We start from the raw sequence: 22,689 nt of genomic DNA, 5'->3' as shown, positions 1-22,689 counted from the left end.
GGAGACAACCATGGTTATGAAACTCGATCAGCTTGTTAACGGCGCCATTAACGTGGGCTTTGGCGCTGCCGCCGTTGCTGTCGAAGGCGGCAAGAAGGTCCTCGACGACCTTAACACCAAAGGCGAGCAGGTCCGCAAGGACACCGCCACCCCCGATATCGCCCGCAGCGTGTCCGACATGTTCGAGCAGGCCGGTGGCACCATCTCCGATCTGACCGAGCGCTTGGGCATACAGGGCGAGACTGCGGCCCAGCGCGTGCTCGACGAGCTCATCCTTGCCCGCGTCCGCGTTATGACCGCCCCTGAGCGCACGGCCTTCCTAGCCCATGTGCGCGACATCGTCGATTCGGTCGAGGACAACGTGACCTCGGTGCCCGTCGAGTCCGTTGAGCCCGACGATGCGAAGGATACCGAAGAGGCCGAGTAGCAGCGCAGATGGCAGATTCCACCACCGATTACAACAATCTAGATCCTTTGGGTGACGAGGCGGCGGTTGTCGATGAGGTCGATGCCGCCGTCTCGGGCGCTCGCAAAAAGCCGCGCGCTGTCGATATGGTGCCCGAAGAGCCCGACGCGATGGCGCCGGACGAGGAATACCAGCTCACGCCGGCGGGTCGTCGCGAACGCATCGGACAGATTGTTCGCCTGGTCAAAAAGTACCGCGTGTGGGATAACCTCACGCCGGTTCGTTTGCGCCGCCTGCTCGAGGAACTCGGCCCCATGTTCGTCAAGATGGGGCAGATTCTGGCCAACCGGTCCGAGATTCTGCCGCAACGCTTTTGCGACGAGCTGCGTCGTCTGCGCTCCGACGTGGAGCCGGTGCCGTACGAGGTCGTACTCAGTTGTCTGGAAGAAGAATACGGCCTGCGCCTGGGGGAGATGTTCGATGCGATCGATCCCAATCCGCTTGGTAGCGCATCGCTCGCGCAGGTGCACCGCGCTCGTCTGGTGACGGGCGAGGACGTGGCCGTCAAGGTGCAGCGCCCCGGTGCGCAGCAGGTTATGGCGCAGGACATCGATATCATCCGCTCGGTGGTGCGTATCGTTTCCAAGTTCGTCAACACCGATCAATTCGTTGACCTGCACGGCGTAGTCGAGGAGTTGTGGACCTCGTTTCGCGAGGAGACCAACTTTTTGGCCGAGGCCAAAAACCTCAACGACTTCTACGAGTTCCATAAGAGCGTTCATGGCGTGACGTGCCCTAAATCCTATCTGGACCTGTGCACCGAGCACGTGGTGGTTATGGACTACGTCGACGGCATTTCGATCGCCGATCCTGAACGCTTGGTGGCCGAGGGCTATGACTTGGAAAAGATCGGTGCCGCGATTGTCGAGGACTACTCGACGCAGGTGCTCGACGACGGCTTTTTCCATGCCGACCCGCATGCGGGAAACATCATTCTCAAGGACGGCATCGTTTACTTTATCGACTTGGGCATGGTCGGGCGTATGTCGAGTCACGACCGCGGTATCGTCAAGGACATGATTTTCGCCGTGGCCGAGGGTGACGTGCCCAAGCTCAAGGATTCGCTCATGCGCTTTGCCGTGACGCGTGGCGATTCGGCCGAGCTCGATCATTCAGCGTTTTTGTCCGACCTTGACTTTATCGTGGCTGACTTTGCGGGCCTTGACCTGAAGGATCTGGATATCGGCGAGTTTTTGACCTCGCTGTTAAACCTCGCGCGTAAGAATGATGTTGAGCTGCCGAGCGTGGTGACGATGTTCGCGCGCGGCATGGTGACGCTCGAGGGTTTGTTGACCGAGTACATGCCCAACGTCAACATGATCCAGATCATCCAAACGCACATTAAAAACGAGAAAAGCACCTATGCGCGCGTGCGTGATATGGGACGCGATCTTGCCGCGAGCAGCTATCGCGCGGCAAAAGGCTCGCTCGAGGCGGCCGAGTATCTGGGCTTGGCTTCGCGCATGCTTACGCGCGGCCAGCTTAAGGTAAACACGCAGATCATGAGCAGCGATAAGGCGCTGCGACAGCTAGGTGGGATTATCGACCGCATGTCGATGGCAATTGTGATCGCCGGTCTGTTTATCGGTTCGTCGGTGGTGTACTACGCGCGCATCGAGCCGGTTGTGTTTGGTATCCCGGTCATTGGCTTTATGGGCTACGTGAGCGCGCTGGTGCTGGCGCTTATGCTGGGCCGCAATATCTGGCTCAACAGTCACGGCGGCAGGCACTAGAGGCTGCGGCCGTCACCGCATTTTCCTATCGCAAACAATAGCTTTTACCTTGGGCTTCGCCTGCGTGCGAGGCCCTTTTGCGTGATATCATTTTGACGGTAATAATCGATGGCCTAGATGGTGGTGCGGAGACGCACGAATGCGCGGTTATCCTGCGCATTTGGGAGAATCGGGGTGCAAGTCCCCGGCTGTACCAGTAACCGTAATTCCTCTTGGCTCGGGATGCTCGCGTCGCAGATCGGACGACGTGCCCGAGTCGTTAAGGTTAAGTCGGATCGCCTCCCGTCTTGCATGCGGCTGCGGCTTTTGCCGCCGGTGTGCATAGGGCTCTGGAGGGAAGGGGGTCCCGATGGGGGAACTCGAGCGCAACATGCGCGATGACGTGGGGCAGTCTCAAGGCAACGCTCCAAGTACAGACAGTAGGAGACAAATGGATATGTTTGAGGACGAGCGCCAGCGCGTCTCGCATCGCCGTGGCGCGATTGCGCGCGATGTAGCCAAGCGCGGCCTGGTGGCATTCCTGGCCTTCGCGATGGCCTTTGGCACCACGCCGGCTCAGCTGTGGGCCGAGGGCGCTGAGGGCATTGCCGAGGCTGTGGCTCAGGCTGCGACGCCGGGCGAGGACGCAGCGCTTGCGGGCGGTACCGCTGAGCAGAGCGGCGCCGAGGTTTCGGATTCTGGAAGCGCGTCTGCAACTAGTGTCGCCACAACTGAGGCGGCAACTGGCGACGAAGGCTCGGCGACGGGGGAGAGCCCTGCCACGAGCGAGCAGTCTTCGACGGCATCCGCTGGCCAAGCAGGATCTGCCGCCGCGGCTGCCATCCAGACAGAGAACCCGACAGAAACCGGCGATGTCGCCAAGAAGCAGGTCGAGGTCTCGTTCTCGATTATCGGCACCGATGCCGACGGCAAGGCTCAGACCTGGGTGGCACCCACGCAGCTCAAGCTCGACGAGGGCGCGACGGCTGCGGATGCCTTCGTTAAGCTGCAGCAGAAGACGGGCTTCAAGGCAGACTACGATCCGAACACGGCATACGGTTTCTACCTCAAAAGCATCACATCCCCGAGCGATGGCCGTACGCTTGCCTTCGATCCGACGACTTATGCCTTCTGGCAGCTGTTCGTCGACGGCGCGTCTTCCTCGGTTGGCGCGAGCAGCGTCAAGCTCACCCAGGGGCAGAAGATTGAGTTTGCCTATACGGCTGGTAGCTCGTCCCCTGTCGTTAAAGACCAGGTTGCCGCAAATGTGACCGTCATTGGTCGCGATGCCCAGGGCAAGACTCAGACTTGGGTCGATAATGCGCAGTATGTGGTGACGTCCGGTTCGAGCGCGCTTGATCTTACGAAGGTCGCACTCGAGGCGAACGACATTGACGCCGTTGCTGCGGGCTCCTTCATTCTGAGCCTTAAGTACAACGGTGTTGAGCTGGGTACGCCCCAAGATTATTCGACCTATTGGCAGCTGTTCATCAACGGCAAGTCGAGTGACTATACGGCGGACAATGTCACCATCCATGCCGGCGATACCGTCACGTGGTTCTACGGTGGCTGGGGCGACCAGTTGCCGTCCGATTCTGTCCATGCTTCTGTTCAGGTTCTCGGTAAGGACAAGGACGGCAAGCAGCAGGTTTGGGCTTCGACGGGTCAGACGAGTCTCAAGGCAGGCTCCACTGCCAAGGATCTCCTTGAGCAGGTCGGCCTTACTCTCGATGCTGGCGAATCGTCTTGGGGCTGGTTCCTCAACGGCATTTATTCGCCCTTCGATGGTAAGTCCTATTGTGGCTATGATGCTGCGACCAATAGCTATTGGCGCTTCTACGTAAATGGCAAGTTCGCCGACGTTGGCGCCGGTGCCTACAAGCTCCAGGAGGGTGACGCCGTCACCTTTATGTATGGTGCTGACGCCGATGCCCTCCCCGGTCAGGTGCTTGGATCCGCCGATGTTATCGGTCCCGATGTCAACGGGAACAATACGCGTTGGGGCACGGCAAGCAATGTTTCTCTGCCCGAAGGCTCCACGGCCCAGAACCTTATTGAGGCAGTTCTGAAGGCCAAGGGCGTTGCGTACAACGGCTCCCAGAGTGGTGAGTACTGGTTCCTGAATTCCATTACTTCGCCGTTCGATCACAAGCCGTATGGTTGGGATGCTGCGACCAATAAATATTGGCATCTGTATATCAACGGAGAGCCCTCCTTACTCTGCGCCAATCAGATTACGCTCAAGAGCGGCGATAAGGTCACGCTTGCCTATACCACCGATAATTCTCCCATGCCCGATCCCGACAAGATTGTCGTGGATCCGAGCGCGACGACTCCTGATTGGGATGCCGAGTGGGCCGGCTACGGCAACAGTGGCAACGGTTCGACCGTAACGGATGCCAAGACGCCTGCGCAGGCCGCCGGTCTTAAGTGGGCCTTCGATTGGAAGGCCGAGTCTGGTCAGCAGTATGCCAACTGCAGCGAGCCTGTCATTGCTAACGGCTTTGTGTACATCGCGACCGAGAACGAGCTCATTAAGATCGATTCGTCCACGGGCAAAAAGGTTGCCTCTGCGCCGCTTGCCTCCAAGGTGAGCTATACCTCTCGTCCGATCTATACCAATGGCCTTATCATCGTTCCGCTCAACGGCGGTGCGGTCCAGGCGATTACTGCAGACAAGCTGATCTGCAAGTGGCTGACGCCTGGTTTGACGGACTTGACGCAGAGCTCCTGCACCGTCGTTTCGGACGGCGAGTACGTCTATGTAGGCTCGGTCGATATTTCGTATGACGAGAATTACAACGCGACCTACGGCAACGGCTCCTTTGCGCGCATTAAGATTGCCACGGGCGAAGTTTCTTGGCAGAACATCGACCCTGCCGAGGGCTATTACTGGACTGGTGCGGCTTTGACGGATAAGTATGCCATCGTTCCTACGAGCGCGGGTACGCTTAAGTGCATTGATAAGACGACGGGCGATGTCGTTTCGACCATGAAGCTCGGCGCTGTCGCAAATGCCGATTGCATTGCCGATCCGTCCAATGGTTCGACCTTCTATCAGATGACGCACGACGGAAAGCTCCATGTGATTTCGCTTTCGGCGAAGGGCGTGCTGAGTGAACAGAAGACGGTTGATCTGGGCCTTACGAATAATCTGAGCGCCCCTGCGGTGTCTGGTGACAATCTGATTGTCGGCGGACAGACGGCTACTGGCTCTGCTCTGGTTCTCTATAACCTGAAGACGGGTAAGACCACGATGGTCGCTGCTGCCGACGGCAAGGCGCTGCCGGCTGGCCTCAACGGTATTGCTGCTACTCCGCTGGTGAGTGTTCAGGGCGGCAAGACCTATGTGTACTTCACCGTTAACAGCGCGGATAGCAAGGATTACGTCAACTACTCTGCTGGTGGTGGCGTGTATCGCTATACGCTCGGCGATGCAGAGGCGACGCAGATTTATGATGCGGCTGGCCATTACCAGTACTGTGACTCTCCGGTCATTGCCGATGCTTCTGGCAATCTCTACTACATCAATGATTCGGGCACGCTGTTTAAACTTGGAGCTGTCGAGTCTTGGACGGTTGCCTTTAACTCCAACGGCGGGTCTGCTTGCGACACTAAGTTTGTTGCTACGGCCGATGGCAAGCTGGTCAAGCCGGCCGATCCGACGCGCGATGGCTACACTTTCGGCGGTTGGTATACCGATGAGGCTTGCACGCAGGCGTATGACTTTAGCACGCCGGTGACGGCCGATCTGACGCTGTATGCCAAGTGGACCAAGAATGCCGTTAACCCTGGCGGTAATGGCGGCGCTGGTTCGAATGGCGGCGGCGGTTCTGGTACCGGTACTGGTTCCGGCACTGGCGCTGGCACTGGCACGGGTTCCGGCTCCGGCTCGAAGGGCGGCGCTGTCGCCCCGGGTCATAAGCCGACGACCAAGACGACGGTGTCGACCAAGACCGAGACCAAGGACAACAAGTCCGACAAGAAGGACTCCGATAAGTCCGATAAGAAGGACGAGAAGAAGTCTGACAAGAAGTCTGACAAGAAGTCTGACAGGAAGGACGGCAAGTCCGACAAGAAGTCCGACAAGAAGTCCGATTCCAAGTCCGATACGGGTGCTGCTTCTACGACCACTGCTAAGAAGTCCTCTAGTGCTTCCGAGCAGGAGACTGGCACCAACCCGCTCGCCATTGTTGGCGTTGCCGCCGGCGTCATCGGTCTCGCCATCGTCGGCGTGTTCGTGTTCACCAAACGTCGGTAGGTGAGGGTTGTGTCCAATAAATCCAAGGACGCTGACCCCAAGCAACCAGATTCCTCGTTCATTCAGTTCGACGATGCAAAGCAACAGGGCGCCGCTTCGGCGGCGTCCGCCTCTCGTCGCAAGGCGCTCCTTGGCGTTCTTGCTGCCGCGTGCACCATTCTGATCGTCGTCTCGCTGGGCTTCGTCCATCCTTCCGAGAGCGGCGCCTGGTCCATTGACTGGATCGTTCAGACCGTGACGGGGGAGAGCGTCGTCGCCAAGGACACCAAGGGGTCTGGCTCGTCTGCCGCTTCGGGCGAGGCTAGTTCCAAGGATTCCAAATCTTCGAATGATGCAAAAGACGAGCCCAAGGGTTCGAACGACGCCAAGGACGATTCCGAGTCTTCAAACAAGGAATCGGACAAAAACTCGGATAGCAAGAAGTCCGAGGACCGGGGCGGCAAGAAGTCTGGCGATAAATCCGCTGCCCAAAATACGGGAGCCGGTGATACTTCCAATGCGTCTGGCGGTGCTTCTTCGGGCGGTGGCCAGTCGTCTGATGGAGCCTCATCCTCTAATGGTGGAAATGCCTCCTCGGGCAGCCAAAGCGGCTCACAGGAGTCCAACTACGTTACGGTGACGGTTTCGGTCACATCGAGCGCTGTGGGCAATCCCGTGTCCTCTGGCGGCACCTTTACCTTTAACGAAGGCGCCACCGTTTACGATGCCCTGTGCGCGCTGGGCCTTTCTGTCAACGCACATGGCTCGTCGTACGGTACGTATGTCTCCGCGATTGGTGGTTTGGCCGAGAAACAGTACGGCGGCACGAGCGGCTGGATGTACTCCGTCAACGGCGCAACGCCCATGACGGCCTGCAGTAACTACGTTCTCTCCAATGGCGACAACGTCGTTTGGTATTACGTAACGGGCTAGAGGCCTCGACATAGCGCGCCAGACGGGCGGTTCGGACCAACATCCGGACCGCCCGTTTTTCATGCGAATGGGACTGGGTCGCCGGGTCTCTCTGCAAACAAAAAACCGGTTGGAACGGTAATTCCAACCGGTTATACATTCAAGCAAATAGTGAATCGACTACGACCGTGCGCCCTCGAGGAAGAAGCGGCGACTGAAGTAGTTGTACCAGGTGACAAGGAACGTGGCGATGGCCTTCATGGCCTGGTAGCCGATGCTCAAAAACGTGACGCCCACAAACATGTACAGGTCGTTGAGGCCCAGGCCGATCACCGACAGGATGGTGAAGATCGTGAACTCGCGCTTGCGGCTCATGCCTTCGCGGTGGTCGAACACGTACTTCATGCTGAGCCAGTAGTTGACCACGACGGACGTGATAAACGAAACCGTGGTGCTCATCAAAAAGTCGAGGTGAAACAGCTCGACGAGCGCAATGAGCATGCCCCAGTCGATGCCAAAGGAGATAAGACCCACGACAGCAAACTTGAGGAACTGCTTGGTATGAGGTTGTGCCAGCGCCTTGCGCACGTAATCACATCCAATGCGTTGATGAATCGAGCAGGGGATACTTTAGATCTTTTGCAAGGGAAACGTAAGGTCTTTGCCAAGAACTATACGAACTCGTCAAATTTTCAAGAGCTAATCCGTAAACGTTGAAAATTTGCCCGTAAACGAGCGGCGCCCACGGACGATACTGCGCTGAGTGCGTGTCGTCCGTGGGCACCGTAATGCTGCGGGGGTGTCGAGCTACTTGGTCTCGTCGCCCTCCAGGAAGATCTTTCGGGTCACAAAGTTGTAGACCATGACAAGCGCGGTGGCGCAGATCTTGGCGATATTGGCCTCGAGCCCCAGACCGGCGTTGAGCGCCAGCACGATGCCGTCGTTGAGCACCAAACCGATCACGGACAGCACGACAAAGATGATGAACTCGCGGCGGCGGCTCATGCCTTCCTTGTGCGCAAACACGTACTTCATGCTTGCGAGGTAGTTAAAGATGAGTGAGATGATAAAGCCGCTGGTGTTGGCGATCAGGATGTTGAGGCCGAGACCGTAGTGGAGCAGATTCATAATGCCAAAGTCGATAACCGTGGCAATGACACCGACGACGCCAAATTTCATGATCTGCGCAAGGAGCTTTTGCATGGTACCTGCCTTAGGGTGGCGCGGGGACGCCGTGGGGATGATAAACTCAGCAAGTTTAGCCAATCCCCGCGGGTGGTGCTAGGCGCGCTCCTCGATAGCACCGTTTCTATATGCATCGAGCAGCTGACGCAGGTCTTGGATTTGGCTGCGGATCTTGGCGCCAGTATCGGTGTCGCTCACCATGCGGCGACGGTCCGCTTGGTCAAAACGGTTGGTCTCGCTTTCGATGTCCACGTTGCGCGTAAGTGCCTCGGCAACCGTCGTAAAGGCCCGGTGCGACTTGAGGCGGCAGCCGCGCGAGCTCGAGATGAGCGTATAGCCGGCGATACCCGTCTTGGGATGGTAAGCGCGGCAGAAGCCGCCATCGATGACCAGCAGCTTGCCCTCGGCGCGGATGGGCTGCTCACCCTTGGTGGTTTTAACGGGCGTGTGGCCGTTGATGATGTGTCCGGTCGGCGAACATGCCATGGGCGCGACGCCAAACTCGCGCATGATGTCATCGCAGACCGAGGGCGACTTGGTAAGCGTAAAGTACGGGTCCATCGGCTCGACCCAGGTGCTCCTATCGGCGATATAGGCGCGCTCAAAGGTACGCACTAAGCGTCCGCTGGCGGGTGAATTGAAGCCAATCCACAGGTACCACATCCAGTCGAGGGCGTCGCAGTCGCCCACGCGCCAGGCGCGGCGGGCGATGTGGTCGCAAAAATCGAGATAATCGCGGCCAGCGTGCCAGGTGCCCAGACAGTTCATGCTGCTAAAGGTGCCGTCTTCGTTGAGCGGAACGCAGCCATGGAACAGCAGGTTGCCGTTGGCGACCTTGTACATCGAGCCGTGGGAATAGAGGAAATCGATATGGCGATGCAGGTGATCGGCGGTGACAAACTCTGACACGAGCTTGTCGATGATGTGCTGCTCCTGAGACGTGAGCGTGTAGGGGTCCGCCGGGTCGACGGTGGGGAAGTCGTTGGTCGTGAGCGGCCACACGCTGCCGTCGGCGAGCGTGACTGTGCCGGTGTCGTGGTCGATCTTGTCGAGTAACAGGCGGTCGGTCATATCGAACTCGGGGTGGCGCTGGATAATCTGGCCCTCGAGCTTAAAGAGCAGCACGTTTATGGCCTTGATCAGCGGGGTGATGGACTCACCGGCGGTGTAGGTGGCATCGGCAAAGGCGACAAGCTCACGCAGCGAGATGCCGTAGTCGTTCTCCAGGATCTCGTAGTTGTCGTAGCGCAGGTTGTTGCGCAGCACCGTGGCGATGCAGGCGGGCTCACCGGCTGCAGCGCCCATCCACAGCAGGTCGTGGTTGCCCCACTGGATGTCGAGTGAATGGTAGGTGAGCAGTCGGTCCATAATCTTGGCCGCGCCGCCGCCGCGGTCGAAGATGTCGCCCACCAGGTGCAGGTGGTCGACGGCCAGGCGCTTGATGAGCGAGGCGAGCGACTCGATAAAGTCGTCGGCGCTGGCGGTCTCCAGGATGGACTCCACGATGCGCTCGTGATAGCGCACGCGATAGTTGTTCTCGTCCGGGTGCGTGTGCAACAACTCGTCGATGATGTAGGCGTAGTCGCGCGGGATGGCCTTACGCACCTTGGAGCGCGTGTAGCGGCTTGAAAGTGAGCGAGCGACCATGATGAGCTGGTCAAGCATCGTCTTGTACCAGGCTGGCGAGTCCTCGCGCCGGCTGCGGACCAGGTCGATCTTCTCGCGCGGGTAGTAGATGAGCGTGCACAGCTCGCCCTTTTCGTCAAAGGAGAGCGTGTCGCCAAAGATCTCGTCGACATGCTCGCGCACGACGCCCGAGCAGTTGTTGAGGATGTGCATAAAGGCTTCGTATTCGCCGTGCACGTCACTCATAAAATGCTCAGTGCCTTTGGGCAGGTTGAGAATGGCCGAGAGATTGATGATCTCGGTAAACGCGGATTGCTCGGTGGGAAATTGTCTCGACAGCAGACGCAGATACTTGAAGTCTTGCGGGTTGCGATCGAATGCGACCATGAAACACCTTCCGATATGGTTGGTAAAACTGATAAACAACGTCAAACGTTTATCAGTATGCGCCGCTTTTGTTTCGATTTTGCGCCAGCGGCTGAATTGTCGGCTGAACGGTTTGGTAAATCGATTTAGTTGAGGTAGATATGGCGGTTGGGTGGAGACGACAGAGGGTGTTTTCTCAGATATTTATGCGTGGGGCCGGTGGAGACGATGGTGGTAAAGATGTTCACTATTTTTGGTTCGATTTGGTAAATAGTGGACATATGTACCGCATGTAGGCTCACTGTGCGATAATTTGCGCAGCAATGAGTAAGGAGCCTCATATGAGTGATTTTGTCCTGACCTGTGAATCCGCCGCCGATCGAACCCGTGAGTTCTTTGCGTCGCGCAATATCCCTGTCGTGTGTTTTCATTACGAGATCGACGATGTTGTCTATACGGACGATCTGTATCAGTCGATTACGCCGGACGAGTTTTTTGCCCAGATTGCCGCGGGCGCCATGCCCAAGACGTCTCAGGTGAGCGTGGGTGAGTACGAGGAGTTTTGGGAGCCGTTTGTTGCCGAGGGTAAAGACGTGCTGCACCTGACGTTGTCGTCGGGTATTTCGGGCACGTATGGATCGGCCTGCGTCGCGGCGCAGATGCTCGCGGATCGCTATCCCCAGGGCGGCAAGGTGCGCGTCATCGATTCGCTGGGGGCGTCTTCGGGCTTTGGTCTGTTGCTGGAATATGCCGCCGACGTGCGCGATAGCGGGGCTTCACTCGACGAGACGGCTGCCTGGATCGAGGAGCACAAACTCAACCTGCACCACTGGTTCTTCTCGACCGATCTGTCGAGCTACCTGCGCGGCGGTCGCATTTCGGCCGCGAGCGCGATCATTGGCACGGCGCTTAAGATTTGCCCGCTTATGACGGTCGATTGCGAAGGTAAGCTGTCGCCACGTGAGAAAATTCGCACTAAGAAGCGCGCGATTTCCGAGATGGCTAAGACCATGATGGCACACGTACAGGGCGGTACGGATTATTCGGGTAAGTGCATCATGTCGCACTCGGCGTGCCGCGAGGATGCCGAGGCAGTTGCGGCGCTGATTGAGGAACAGGTTCCGCAGCTTAAAGGCAAGATTGAGATCAATGACATCGGTACTCTGATTGGCTCGCATACCGGACCTGGTACGGTGGCGCTCTTCTTTATGGGCGACAAGCGCGTGGATTAATTTGCCCCATCACGTTGCTGCATGATTGCTCAAACGAAAACGGCCCGTCTCACGTTTGTGGGGCGGGCCTTGCTGTTGCGGCTAGCGTTTCTTTCCGCGGAAGAAAAAGCCGTGCAGTGACGGCTTGAGGCCGCGGTTGGCGCGATGCTCCTCGACGCGCTCGTGGATCGAAGCGACGCGCTCGATGACTTCGTCGGGAATCGGCACATCGGGATTCATGTTCTCGACTTGGCTGACCTCGGCGGCGGCGACCTGGTCGATAATGGGCACGTCGTCGCGCGAGATGACAGGTGTGGCGTCTTCCTTCATCTTGCGATAACGCTGCATCATGTCGGTCTGTAGCTGCTGGGCCGAAGGCGGCGTCCAGATGATGGCGTTGGCGCCGGCGGCGATGGTCTCGCGAATGCTCTCGGGCGTCTTGCCGCCCGGCGCGATAAGCGGCAGGTTGGGATAGTGCTCGCGCAGCTCGCGTAGGACCTGGGGCGTGTTCTTGCCGGCGGCGATGTTGAGAATCTTGGCTCCAGCGCGCACCTTGGCGTGGGCATCGTCGTCGCAGCGAACGACCGTGGCGATGACGGGGATGTCGGCGATGTTGGTGATGTGCTCGACCATCTCGGCAGTAGCGGGGGAGTTGACCACGCAGCCCGCCGCGCCCTGCATCTCGGAGACGGCTGCCATCTGCACGGAGCGCTTACCGGTCGTAGTTCCGCCACCCACGCCTACAAAGACCGGGCACTCGGCGACGGTCAGCAGCGCTTGCGTAATGGCGGGCTGCGGCGTGAAAGGGTAGACCGCAAAGACGGCGTCGGCGTTGGAGTTGCGGATAACCGCGACATCGGTGGTGTAAATGAGCGACTTGATGCGTCGGCCAAAGAGCGTGAAGCCGCTGGCCTCCTCGATCTCGTCGGGCATGCGAAGGGCAGCCTTGCGCAGGCGTCCGTCGATGGGCAGGGGCTCCATAGGGAGCAGGCCGTTGGGCGTGACGGCTATTTGGGGCTCGGTGAACTCGTCTGCAAGCTCGACCTCGGAAAAATCGACCGAGGCGACGATGTCCTCGTGCACCTCGGCGGGCACATCGATGGGAGCTTGGTCGTTTGCCGCCGCAGGCGTGTCGAAGGAGCTGGTGCCGACGAAGGCGTCGACGCGCTCATTTAGATCGTTGAGGGTATCCATGGAGGCTCGATTCTATGTGATGATGGCCGGCGCGATGCAGCCGGAATTGCGAATGCTAAATCGTTTGACGAGTTGATTTTTCCCCGCCGCGCCATCCGTTAGACCGAAGGGCCGGCGAACGTGAAGGAGCTGTGGTGGCGGGTATCGAGGTGCTATCTTGAAAGCCCCGTTTAAAAGAGAGGTGACGCGGTATGGAATTGACAGCAATGTTTGGCTCGATCGGCCTGTGTGTGGCCGCAATCGTTGCCGCCGCGGTCATCTACTTTGTGGTCACGGCCATTAAGGGCAAAAGGGCCGAACGCAAGGAGCGCGCGACGCTTAAACAGCATCGCGACCAGCAGGGCAAACGCGCACAGAGATAGCTTGTTGAGTTTTGGATCCGTGCGCTAGCTGCGTTTTCGGATCAGGGCAATGTAGAAGCCCTCAAAGTCGCGGCTAGGCGGAATGGTGAGCGTGCCGGGCAGGCCGTTGACGATGGCCGATACCTGACCCGCGGCAATGGCTTCGGTCAGAGCGTTGGACTCGATGCGCGGCTCCTCACCAGCTTCCTGGGTGCGTCGTGCTTCACTTTCGCTTGGCGTGCCGTCGAGGGGGATGAGCTCGCAGTCCATATGCTTGTCGAGGGCCTCTTGCAGGGCGTCCTCGTTTTCCTGCGGCAAGATCGAACAAGTCGAATAGACGAGCGTGCCGCCCGGTTTGAGGGCCCCCATGGCGCGGTCCAGAAGTGCTCGCTGCGAGCGGGCGCACTTGCTCAGCAACTGCTCGGTGAGGCCGCGCAGGCTTTTCTCGTTGCCACTGATGACGGTGCCCGTGCCGGTGCAGGGAGCGTCGAGCAGGATGCGGTCAAAGCGGAAGAACTCGTCGAGCTCGCGTGCGTCGATGCGCATGACGGGCACGTTTTTGGCACCCTGGCGATGGAGGTTCGACTCGAGCTTTTCGGCGCGGGGAATGCTCATCTCACAGGCGGTGAGGTGCGCCTGTCCCTGGGTGAGGGCGGCGATCTGCGTCGTCTTGCCGCCGGGGGCTGCGCACATGTCCAGGATGTCCTCGCCTGCCTGGGCGCCCAGGACCAACGGCGGCATCATGGATGACAGGCTCTGCAGGTAGATTTTGCCGTCGCGGTAGATGTCGAGATCCCACAGATCTGAAACCTGGGCCTCGGGCAGGATAAAGGCGTCCGGATACCAGGTAACGGTTTGGTGGGCGATGCAGGCGGCATCGAGCGCCGCAGCGATGTCCTCGGCGGTCGCCTTGAGCGTGTTGGCGCGCAGCGTGACCGGGCGTGTGGCCGCGGCGCCGAAGCCCTCGATCATGAGCTTGGCATCGGCGGGCGCATAGGCGCCGGCGACCGTGTCGACCATAAAGCGCGGCAGGTCGGCGGCGGAGTGTTGGGCGGCAAGCTGGTCGGAAAGCTCGGTAGCAGCAAACTGCCTGAGCTTGAGCTCGGCCTTGACCTGCTTTTTCTGCTTACGACGACGCGGCTTGGACATCCGTCTTTCCTTCCCGTCCCAAATTGACTACTTTCCGGGCACGCCGCTGCTGGCGTGCTTTAGTACTGGCTCTCGTGCTTGCTAAAGAAGTCGAAGCGCGGGGGCAGCGGCTTCACGCGGTGCTCGCCGGGCTTCTCGCCCAGGCTCTCCACAAACTCATCCGTGGAGGCAAAGATGTTATCCCAGCTAAAGAAGGCGACCGGGTCAACGTCGAAGTACTCGCAGATGAGCTCGCAGCCGGCCGGCACGATGCCGTGCATGAGCACGGTCGCTACGCGCAGCTCGGTAAAGGCGTCGACGAGGGCCTGCGTCATGGCGGCGTTGGCCGGCTCGCCCTCGAGCTTGTTGGCGGCCTTGGAGGCATCGCTCCAGCGCTTGTTGGCGGCGCGCAGGTAGTCGTCGCACACAGCGAGCGCTCGGTGCGTCTCGAACTTGTACATGGCCTGCTCAAAGGCGAGGGCTGCCTGCTGGGCGGCTTCGACCACGGTGTCAGAAGCGGCACCGGCGGGGATGCAACCGTTGCGATAGGGACTCTCGTCGCCCTCCTTGACGGCGACGCCGTAGAAGCAGCTGCGGGCCAGGCGGTTGAACACGCCGGTCAGCAGCGCGCTCTCCTTAAGGGCGGGGTCGATAACGCGCTTGTCGTCGCAGGCGCGCACCTCGTTGCCGTCCTTGTCCTTGCCGGTCACGCGCGTGTCGTATGCCTTGGGGCTAAAGCTCACCGGCTTCTCGGACAGGCCGAGCGACAGCCAATGCGCGCGCATCTGCTCGCAGGTGTAGTGGTTGAGCAGGTCGTCTGCCGGCGGGGGAGGAGTCTGCGAGGACGAGCTTGCCTTTTTGCCCATGTAGAGCAGGTGGTAGCAGGCGCTGACGGTGCTCTGCGTGAGGTTCCAACCCAGGGCCTCCCACATGGCGGTCTGCGCGATGCAATAGAAGTAGATGTTGTCCTGGCCAATGAACTGGTAGATCTGTGCGTCATCCGAGCACCACCAGTCGCGCCAGTCGAGCGAGCTGTGCTGGTAGGTGGGCGCGGGGACCTGCGTGGAATCGGCGGCGGGCTCGCCCATGAGGGCGGCATCCTGGGCGGCGACGCCCTCGGTCACGCCGGCGGCCTTGGCATCGCGTGCGAGCACGGTGCGCGTATAGCTGATGGGAGCCCACAGGCTCTCGGGCCAGCACCAGCAGGTGACGTCGGAGACGCCATCGACCTCGGGCACCGGAACGCCCCAGTCGATGTTGCCGGTGATGCGGAAGGGTACGAGCGCCTTGCCGCTGCGGAAGCGCACGCCGCCGTTGGCGAGCACCGCGTGGGCATCGTCGCGCTCCTTCCAGCTGGGGAAGGTGACGGTAAAGCTGCTCTTGTTGCCCTCGGGCTCCAGCACGGTGTGCTCGGGAAGCTGATCCTCGACGGCATCGAAGGCCTCGCGGAACTTGTTCTGGATGTAGAGCTGGGCCGGCAGCAGCCACTCTTCCATGGTCTTGGAGACCACGGAGCGAACCTGCGGGTTCTGGGCGAGCTTGGCGGTATAGGTTTTCATAAAGTCGAGGTAGGCCGGCAGGTCGAAGTAGAGGTTGTCGACCGGGCGCAGCTCGGGCACCTCGCCGGTGAGCTGGCTTTTGGGCGCGATGAGCTCCTCGGGCTCAAACTGGTGACCCAGGTCGCACTCGTCGGCATAAGCCTTCTCGGACTTGCAGCCCTGGATGGGGCAGCGGCCGATCACCTGGCGGCCGTTGAGGAACGTGCCGGCCTTGGCGTCGTAGAACTGCAGCGTGGAGCGCTTGGAGATGGTGCCCTGTTCGTGCAGACGCTCGATAATCTCGGCGGTCACCTCGTTGTGAATCTGCGCAGCCGGCTCAAGGCCCGAGCCGCCGTAGATATCGCAGCTGATGTTGTAGTTGTTGAGGGTCGCGGCCTGGCGGGAGTGATTGGACTCGACATACTCGGCGATGGACTTGTCGTAGCCCTCGTTCTCCTTGAGCTTGCGGTAGCTCTCCATGATGGGCGAGCCATAGCAGTCGGTGCCCGAGGTGAAGATGACGTTCTCGCGGCCCAGACGGTCGCGCAGGAAGCGGGCGAAGAAGTCGGCCGGGACAAAGACGCCACCGACGTGGCCAAAGTGAAGGCCCTTGTTGCCGTAGGGCTCGCCGGCGGTAACGATGGCGCGGCGAGGCCAGCTGGGACGGTCGTTCATGGAGTATTTGGATGCCATGGGACTCCTTCGCATATGGTGAGAGCGCGGCCGGGCGCAAGGCCTGGCGACGCGGTGGTCAATTCGTGCATATCGTTCGACATTATCGCACATGCGGACGGGTACGTGGCAGGGGCGCTATCCTAAGATGCTATGAATGAGATTTCCAACATACATGCGTTTGAAGACGAGGAATTTCTGCACGCTTGCTTCGTGTGGGGGATGGTCGTAGTCGGCGTGTTTGCCGTGTGCCTGGCGCCGGTGTTTATGCTGCTGGGCGGGCCTGCAGACTTGGATGCGGCTGACGCGGGCGGCTGGATGGCTGTCGTGGGCTGGATAGTCGGCTTGGCTGCGGTTTCTGCGGCGTCATTTGCCGTGCACGAGCTGGTGCACGGTGTGTTTTTTAAGCTGCTGGCGCCTGCGGGCGCGCAGGTGACCTTTGGGGCGAATCGCGAGACGGCGATGATCTATGCCTGCGCCGAGGGCGTTGTGTATTCGCGCCGGCGGTACATGGCGGTTTGCCTGGCACCGACGGCTGTTGTGACGACAACGCTTGCCCTGGGGTTTGCGTTTTCGGGCTATCCGCTGCTGTGCTATCTGGCGGCCGGCTTGCATTTGTCAGGCTGTGTGGGCGACTGGTATTACGTGCGGACCATTTTGCGCGACCGCCGCATTGTCGCCTGCGAGGACACGTCCTTCGGCGTGCGCTTTTTCGGGTGAGGAGATGTCGATGAAGCCGTTGTTGTTGCACGCCTGCTGTGCGCCGTGCTCTCTTGAGCCGGTCCGCCTGCTGCGCGAGGAAGGGTTTGAGCCCACAATCTGCTGGACCAACCCCAATATTCAGCCGCACGATGAATGGCAGCGGCGTTTGGACGAGCTGCGCCGGTGGTGTGCCGATGGCGACATCGAGCTTATCGAGGCGGGGGAGGACCGTGAGCGCTGGGAGGCCGGCGTGGCACCGCTGGGTGCCGATCGGCCCCGTCGCTGTCGTGCGTGCTATGCCCTGCGCTTGGCCGAGGCGTGCCGCGTGGCCCAGGAGCGTGGGTTTGAGTTTGTGGGTACGACGCTCGCCGTCTCGCCGTATCAGTTGTTCGAAACCTGCAATGATGTGTTGGAGCGTCTGGCTGCCGCCCGCGGTCTCACTCCGGTGATTCGCGATTTTCGTCCGTATTACCCCGAGGCGACACGCCGTTCGCGCGAGCTGGGCATGTATCGGCAGAACTACTGTGGTTGCCGCTTCTCGGCTGTCGAGGCGGCCATGGACCGCGCCCGCATCCGCGACGAGCGCAAAGCGTCCAAAAAGTAGTTCATTTGGGACGTCAGCCTGCTAGGATGTAGAGCGGACTTTAGCTATATAAGGAGTATCCGACGTGTCTATGCGTACCGATGATTTTGACTACAACCTTCCTGAGGAACTGATCGCCCAGGCTCCAGCCGAGCCGCGCGACTCCTGCCGCCTGCTGGTGGTGGATCGCAAGGGCTCCCAGGCGGGAACGCCGCTGGAGCACGGCGGTACCGTTGAGCACCGCATCTTCCGCGACATCATCGACTATATCGAGCCGGGCGACGTGCTCGTCATCAATCAGACGCGCGTGATGCCGGCCCGTCTGATCGGTCGTAAAACGGGATCGGGCGGCGTGGTCGAGACCCTGCTGCTCAAGCGCCGCGAGGACGTGGATCCGCTGGGCCATGTTTGGGAGTGCTTGGTCAAGCCGGGTAAGCGCCTGAAGCCCGGTGCTCAGATTGAGTATCGTGCGGGCGGCGCCCATGCGCCCGAGGGGGCTCCCGTGGTGCTGACGGCCGAGGTCATCGACTTTGTCACCGATAGCCGCGGCGGCCGCCTGGTGCGTTTTGAGCCGGCCGGTTGCAATGCCGCCGGCGAGCCGCGCACGCTCGACGAGGCCATCCATGCTGCCGGCCACGTGCCGCTGCCGCCCTACATTACCGATTACGAGGGCGATCCCGAGAAGTACCAGACCGTCTACGCCATGAAAGAGGAACACTCGGCTGCAGCTCCCACGGCGGGTCTGCACTTTACTTCCGAGCTCATGGCCGCTATCGAGGCCAAGGGTGCGAAGTTTGCCGCCGTCGAGCTCGAGGTGGGCATCGATACCTTCCGCTTGGTGGAGGAGGACGACCCCACGCAGCACGTCATGCACACCGAGCGCTACCACGTGTCGCAGGAAGTTGTCGACGCCGTGCATAAGGCGAAAGCCGAGGGTCATCGTGTGATCGCCGTCGGCACTACCGCGGTGCGCTCGCTCGAGAGCGCGTTTGACGCAGAAGCCCCGGTGTTCGATCCGGCCGTGACGGCGCGCTATTTTGAAGGCCGCGAGGACGGAGCCGACACGCTTGGCCGCGGTGACATCGTGGTGCGCGAGAACGCCACGACGCAGCTCTACCTCATGCCCGGCTCGACCTATCACGTGGTAGACGCGCTGATCACGAACTTCCACGTGCCGCGCTCCACGCTCATGATGCTCGTGAGCGCACTTGCCACCCGCGACCAGATCATGGATGCCTACGCTGCTGCTATCGAGGAGCGCTACCGCTTCTTCAGCTTTGGCGACGCCATGCTCATTCAGTAGGTTACGGCGTTTTACAAACGCCGTAACCGGTCGACGCTGCGCGGGCCGCATTTGGACAATCTGACGTTCAACTTCAAGGGCACGACCAGAAGGTCAGCGCCCTTTCGTTTCACGTCACCTTGTCTCAAATGTGACCCGCTCGCTGACTCTGCCATTACATCGGTGTTGCCGTGGTTGTTGAGTAGTCATTGGGCACTTGGCACTTGGGGACGTTCCTTTTGTGCCGGCACCTGGGGACAGTCCTTATGTCATGAGATCGGTGCAAGAGGGGTAGGTTGCCTTGCGTCGATCTAAATAAGTTGCGGTGAGATAGTTCTTGAATTGGCCTTTTTGGGGCTAAACAGGAACTATCTCACCGCAACTGCGTTGAGCGTTTTTTGGCGGTTGGTTTACTTGCTTGCGAACAGCCAGACTAGGATGATCACCAGGATTGCGGCGACGATGCAGACGATGGCGCCGGTGAATTTGATGCGTGAGTCGCGGGTACGCTCGCGCACCGCGTCCTCGGTGGCCTCGAGCTGGGCGACTTCTCGCTCGGTCTCGGCGTGTTCGGCTTTGTCTCGGGCCAAGGATCCTGCAAGCGACTCAGTGATCTCTGGATGGTCATGTACCTCGGTCGCCTGCTCGATGATCGACTGTGCATGTGCGGCATCTGCTTGGGCGTTGGCGATGCTTTGCTCTTGGTCGCGGCGTGCCTTGTCCTCGGCGGCGATCTTCTCGCGCAGTTCGCGCTGGCGCGTCGTGGCGGCAGTTTTCGCCGTCTGCAGCTCGTCGCGCGCGGCATCGGCCTCAGTCGTCACGGCTTGGTGTGCGCGTTTGGCTTCGGCAATGGGGGCTTGAGCCTGCTCGACGGCCTGCTCGGCTGCGGCAAGCGAGTGCTCAAGGTCGGCGGTGATGCGCGGGACATCTTCTTCGGCTTTACGCAGGGCATCTGCCGTGTCGGAGATCTGCATCGAGAGCTCGCTGGTGCGCACCGTATAGCTGGCGGGATTTGCCGAGGGATTGCGTTGCAGCTCGGCATACTCATGACGCAGCGTCTCGAGCTGGGCGCGCGTGGCGTCGACGGTTTGTTGTGCGGCCGCAATGCCGGCGTCTCGCTCGGCCTTCACCTTGTCGCGGATACGCTTGGAATCCTCAAGACGTCGAACGAGGCGGTTGCCGGTCTCGCGCGAGCTCGCCTCGCGGGCCTCCACGGCGTCGAGCGCGGCCTTCAGGCGGAGCTCAGTCGCGTCATCCTCTGTCTTCATTTGTTCGAACTGACTCTTGAGCTCTGTCGCTTTGGCGGCGTGGGCATCACGGTCAATCTCGGCTGCCGCAGCGGTCTTTTGCGCTGTGGCGATCGCCTGACGCTGGTCGGCGACGATCTGGTCGTAGCGGCCTGCGATATCCTGGCGCGTCTCGAGTTCCTCGGTCTGATCGGTAATGCGCTGCTCAAGTTCGGCCAGGTGGGCGCGGGCATCGGCAAGTGCCTTTTTCGCGGCGTTCATCTCGCGCATGGCCGAGGCACCTTGGGCGATAAAGGTGCCCACGGCGTTCGCAGTGTTCGAGACAGCGGTCCCCAGATCGTGGCTCGCGGCGGGGTAGTGCGGGGCGGTCGGGCGAGCGGTGTCGGCAGCGTCCGCATCGTCAGCCTGCGGCGCGGCGATATTGCCGGTACCGCCCTCGACCACAGAAAAGCCTGCTGCGTGCGGATCGACCGCATCGGCGCCAATCGTGGGGTGCTCGAGCTGCAGAAACGAGGGCATGGTGCTGCCCTGGTCGGCAACCGGAGTCTCGCCGGGCACAAAGGTCGAGGCGGCCTCGGCAGCCTCCTCTTCCTCGGCATCAATATCGGCATCGGACACGGCGTCTTTCATCGCTTTGACGGCGTCCATCATGGAGTCCATGACGGCATCGAGCTCTTCTTCCGAAGACACCTCGATGGGGCCCGCAGCTTGCGGGGCGTCGTCCTGTACAGGGGCGTCGTCCTGAGCGGGCGCATCGTCGTTTTGCTCATCGGCGTTTTCTGTTTCGGGGGTTTCCGCCGTAGCGCTTTCGTCCAAGATGGGGTCGTCGATGTCGATACCATCGCAGGTCACAGCGTCAGTATCTGCGGTGACGTCTGCGGGATCATCAATATGCTGTTGAGTCTGGGGGTCCAGCTCGTCTGTCATAGGCATGTGCTCCTCATCGTTGTTTGTCACCCTATGATAAAGTCTCGCGCCGACATCCCGCGCGCCGCAGCAAAGTTTCAAAACGTGTTCGATGGCTCGATCTGATAACAACAACTCGGCCGCTTTATCCAGTTTGTACTTGACAATCCCTTCGCCGAATGACGTTGCGCCGTTCGCCTGCTGCGGTCTTTATTTTTCACTTGAACACGCTAAAGTTGCATTTCAGCTTTTGGCGCGTGAAGTTGGATACGCGCAGTCGGCGGGCGTGCCCGTCGCGATTCGAAAGGACTTTGTATGGGACTTTTCACTGGTAAGACCGTGATCGTCACCGGCGGCGGCAAGGCCACGCTCAAGGACGGTTCCGCTGGCTCCATCGGTTACGGCATCGATATCGCTTTTGCCAAGGAGGGCGCAAACCTCGTTATTACCGGCCGCAACGTTGCCAAGCTCGAGGCTGCCAAGGAGTCCCTCGAGGCCGAGTACGGCGTCAAGGTTCTGCCTGTTCAGGCCGATGTCTCAGCTGGTCAGGACAACGAGGCCGTCGTCCAGAACGTCATCGACAAGGCCATTGAGGAGTTCGGCCGCATCGACGCCGTCGTCAACAATGCTCAGGCCAGCGCCTCGGGCGTGACCATCGCCGATCACACCATGGACCAGTTTAACCTGGCCATTTACTCCGGTCTGTATGCTACCTATCTGTACATGCAGAAGGCCTATCCGCACCTGAAGGAGACCAAGGGCTCCGTGGTCAACTTTGCCTCGGGCGCCGGCCTGTTTGGCAACTATGGCCAGTGCAGCTATGCTGCCGCCAAGGAGGGCATCCGCGGCCTGACCCGCGTTGCCGCCAACGAGTGGGGCCCCGACGGCATCAACGTCAACATCGTGTGCCCGCTTGCTTGGACCGCTGCGCTCGAGAACTTCCAGGATGCCTACCCCGAGGCGTTCAAGGCCAACGTCCACATGCCGCCGGCTGGTCACTACGGCGACGTCGAGAAGGAAATCGGCCGCGTGGTCGTTCAGCTCTGCGGTCCCGACTTTAAGTACATGAACGGCGAGACCGTCACCCTCGAGGGTGGCATGGGCCAGCGGCCTTAGGGGTTACGCGGTTTTACCAAACCGCGTAACGGCTCGACGCTGCGCGGGCCGCATTTGGACAATCTGACGTTCAACTTCAAGGGCGCGACCAGAAGGTCAGCGCCCTTTCGTTTCACGTCACCTTGTCTCAAATGCGGCCCGCTCGCTGACTTATGCTCAACCTGTGGCGCCATTTTGCCTGAAGGCACCTTGCTCGCTCTGGTGGGCGCTCGCTCATATGACCCAATCCGCTGTCAAGAGCCACAATGGCCCCGCCGACCGC

17 protein-coding genes are annotated in these 22,689 nt (G+C 60.3%); 10 read left to right on the top strand and 7 right to left on the bottom strand.

Going from position 1 to position 22,689, the window contains the following annotated elements; all coding sequences use genetic code 11:
* Positions 1 to 10 precede the first annotated feature (10 nt).
* From DWZ01_RS09625 to DWZ01_RS09610, 4 genes are all read left to right on the top strand, one after another.
* Entirely contained in the window at positions 11 to 427 is a 417-nt protein-coding gene (locus DWZ01_RS09625) for a hypothetical protein (RefSeq protein WP_022095127.1), read from the top strand.
* Between the two features lie 8 nt (positions 428 to 435).
* Positions 436 to 2,199, top strand: coding sequence for an AarF/ABC1/UbiB kinase family protein (locus tag DWZ01_RS09620; RefSeq protein ID WP_117770611.1), 1,764 nt, complete (start codon positions 436 to 438; stop codon positions 2,197 to 2,199).
* A gap of 430 nt (positions 2,200 to 2,629) precedes the next feature.
* Entirely contained in the window at positions 2,630 to 6,439 is a 3,810-nt protein-coding gene (locus tag DWZ01_RS09615; protein WP_158557028.1) for a DUF4430 domain-containing protein, read from the top strand.
* 9 nt (positions 6,440 to 6,448) lie between these two features.
* Positions 6,449 to 7,351: a DUF4430 domain-containing protein gene (locus DWZ01_RS09610; RefSeq protein ID WP_233504681.1), complete on the top strand. Its 903-nt coding sequence runs from the start codon at positions 6,449 to 6,451 to the stop codon at positions 7,349 to 7,351.
* A 159-nt stretch (positions 7,352 to 7,510) separates the two neighbouring features.
* Here the strand turns inward: DWZ01_RS09610 and DWZ01_RS09605 are convergent, their stop codons facing one another.
* The 3 genes from DWZ01_RS09605 to DWZ01_RS09595 all read right to left on the bottom strand — a co-directional run bounded on the left by DWZ01_RS09605 (position 7,511) and on the right by DWZ01_RS09595 (position 10,528).
* Positions 7,511 to 7,918 carry a GtrA family protein gene (locus DWZ01_RS09605; RefSeq protein WP_022095123.1) on the bottom strand — a complete coding sequence of 136 codons (408 nt, stop codon included), beginning with the start codon at positions 7,916 to 7,918 and terminating at the stop codon, positions 7,511 to 7,513.
* A gap of 219 nt (positions 7,919 to 8,137) precedes the next feature.
* Positions 8,138 to 8,533 carry a GtrA family protein gene (locus DWZ01_RS09600; RefSeq protein WP_022095122.1) on the bottom strand — a complete coding sequence of 132 codons (396 nt, stop codon included), beginning with the start codon at positions 8,531 to 8,533 and terminating at the stop codon, positions 8,138 to 8,140.
* 78 nt (positions 8,534 to 8,611) lie between these two features.
* The gene (locus DWZ01_RS09595; RefSeq protein ID WP_117848835.1) at positions 8,612 to 10,528 is read right to left on the bottom strand and encodes a fructose-1,6-bisphosphatase; all 1,917 of its coding nucleotides are present in this window, start codon (positions 10,526 to 10,528) and stop codon (positions 8,612 to 8,614) included.
* Between the two features lie 320 nt (positions 10,529 to 10,848).
* On the opposite strand from DWZ01_RS09595, the gene DWZ01_RS09590 reads away from it, so the two are divergent.
* The gene (locus DWZ01_RS09590; RefSeq protein ID WP_117770608.1) at positions 10,849 to 11,739 is read left to right on the top strand and encodes a DegV family protein; all 891 of its coding nucleotides are present in this window, start codon (positions 10,849 to 10,851) and stop codon (positions 11,737 to 11,739) included.
* 81 nt (positions 11,740 to 11,820) lie between these two features.
* On the opposite strand, the gene DWZ01_RS09585 is transcribed toward DWZ01_RS09590, so the two are convergent.
* Complete coding sequence (locus DWZ01_RS09585; protein ID WP_117770607.1) at positions 11,821 to 12,912, bottom strand: hypothetical protein; 1,092 nt, start codon at positions 12,910 to 12,912, stop codon at positions 11,821 to 11,823.
* Positions 12,913 to 13,103: 191 nt separating this feature from the next.
* Between DWZ01_RS09585 and DWZ01_RS10745 the strand changes: the two genes are divergently transcribed.
* The gene (locus DWZ01_RS10745; protein ID WP_158556936.1) at positions 13,104 to 13,274 is read left to right on the top strand and encodes a hypothetical protein; all 171 of its coding nucleotides are present in this window, start codon (positions 13,104 to 13,106) and stop codon (positions 13,272 to 13,274) included.
* A gap of 24 nt (positions 13,275 to 13,298) precedes the next feature.
* Here the strand turns inward: DWZ01_RS10745 and DWZ01_RS09580 are convergent, their stop codons facing one another.
* Both DWZ01_RS09580 and DWZ01_RS09575 read right to left on the bottom strand, forming a co-directional pair.
* Positions 13,299 to 14,402 (bottom strand): RsmB/NOP family class I SAM-dependent RNA methyltransferase, encoded by a 1,104-nt coding sequence (locus tag DWZ01_RS09580; RefSeq protein ID WP_117770606.1) that lies wholly within the window; start codon positions 14,400 to 14,402, stop codon positions 13,299 to 13,301.
* Positions 14,403 to 14,461: 59 nt separating this feature from the next.
* Positions 14,462 to 16,612 (bottom strand): methionine--tRNA ligase, encoded by a 2,151-nt coding sequence (locus DWZ01_RS09575; RefSeq protein WP_117770605.1) that lies wholly within the window; start codon positions 16,610 to 16,612, stop codon positions 14,462 to 14,464.
* A gap of 132 nt (positions 16,613 to 16,744) precedes the next feature.
* Here DWZ01_RS09575 and DWZ01_RS09570 point away from each other — a divergent pair, with 132 nt between their 5' ends.
* From DWZ01_RS09570 to queA, 3 genes are all read left to right on the top strand, one after another.
* Positions 16,745 to 17,311: a DUF3267 domain-containing protein gene (locus tag DWZ01_RS09570; RefSeq protein WP_117770604.1), complete on the top strand. Its 567-nt coding sequence runs from the start codon at positions 16,745 to 16,747 to the stop codon at positions 17,309 to 17,311.
* A 10-nt stretch (positions 17,312 to 17,321) separates the two neighbouring features.
* A complete protein-coding gene (locus DWZ01_RS09565) occupies positions 17,322 to 17,897 on the top strand; it encodes an epoxyqueuosine reductase QueH (RefSeq protein WP_117770603.1) in 576 nt (191 codons plus the stop codon).
* Positions 17,898 to 17,967: 70 nt separating this feature from the next.
* The gene (queA, locus tag DWZ01_RS09560) at positions 17,968 to 19,179 is read left to right on the top strand and encodes a tRNA preQ1(34) S-adenosylmethionine ribosyltransferase-isomerase QueA (protein WP_117770602.1); all 1,212 of its coding nucleotides are present in this window, start codon (positions 17,968 to 17,970) and stop codon (positions 19,177 to 19,179) included.
* A 389-nt stretch (positions 19,180 to 19,568) separates the two neighbouring features.
* On the opposite strand, the gene DWZ01_RS09555 is transcribed toward queA, so the two are convergent.
* Positions 19,569 to 21,332, bottom strand: a complete 1,764-nt coding sequence (locus DWZ01_RS09555) for a hypothetical protein (protein WP_117848833.1) — start codon at positions 21,330 to 21,332, stop codon at positions 19,569 to 19,571.
* A 294-nt stretch (positions 21,333 to 21,626) separates the two neighbouring features.
* Here DWZ01_RS09555 and DWZ01_RS09550 point away from each other — a divergent pair, with 294 nt between their 5' ends.
* Complete coding sequence (locus tag DWZ01_RS09550; protein ID WP_035137314.1) at positions 21,627 to 22,427, top strand: SDR family NAD(P)-dependent oxidoreductase; 801 nt, start codon at positions 21,627 to 21,629, stop codon at positions 22,425 to 22,427.
* The last annotated feature ends 262 nt before the right edge of the window (positions 22,428 to 22,689 follow it).

This window comes from Collinsella sp. AF28-5AC (assembly GCF_003457875.1).
In the GTDB taxonomy this organism is placed as follows: Bacteria; Actinomycetota; Coriobacteriia; order Coriobacteriales; family Coriobacteriaceae; genus Collinsella.
The sequence above is the reverse complement of the archived record's forward strand: the minus strand, read 5'-3'. Positions and strand labels throughout refer to the sequence as shown.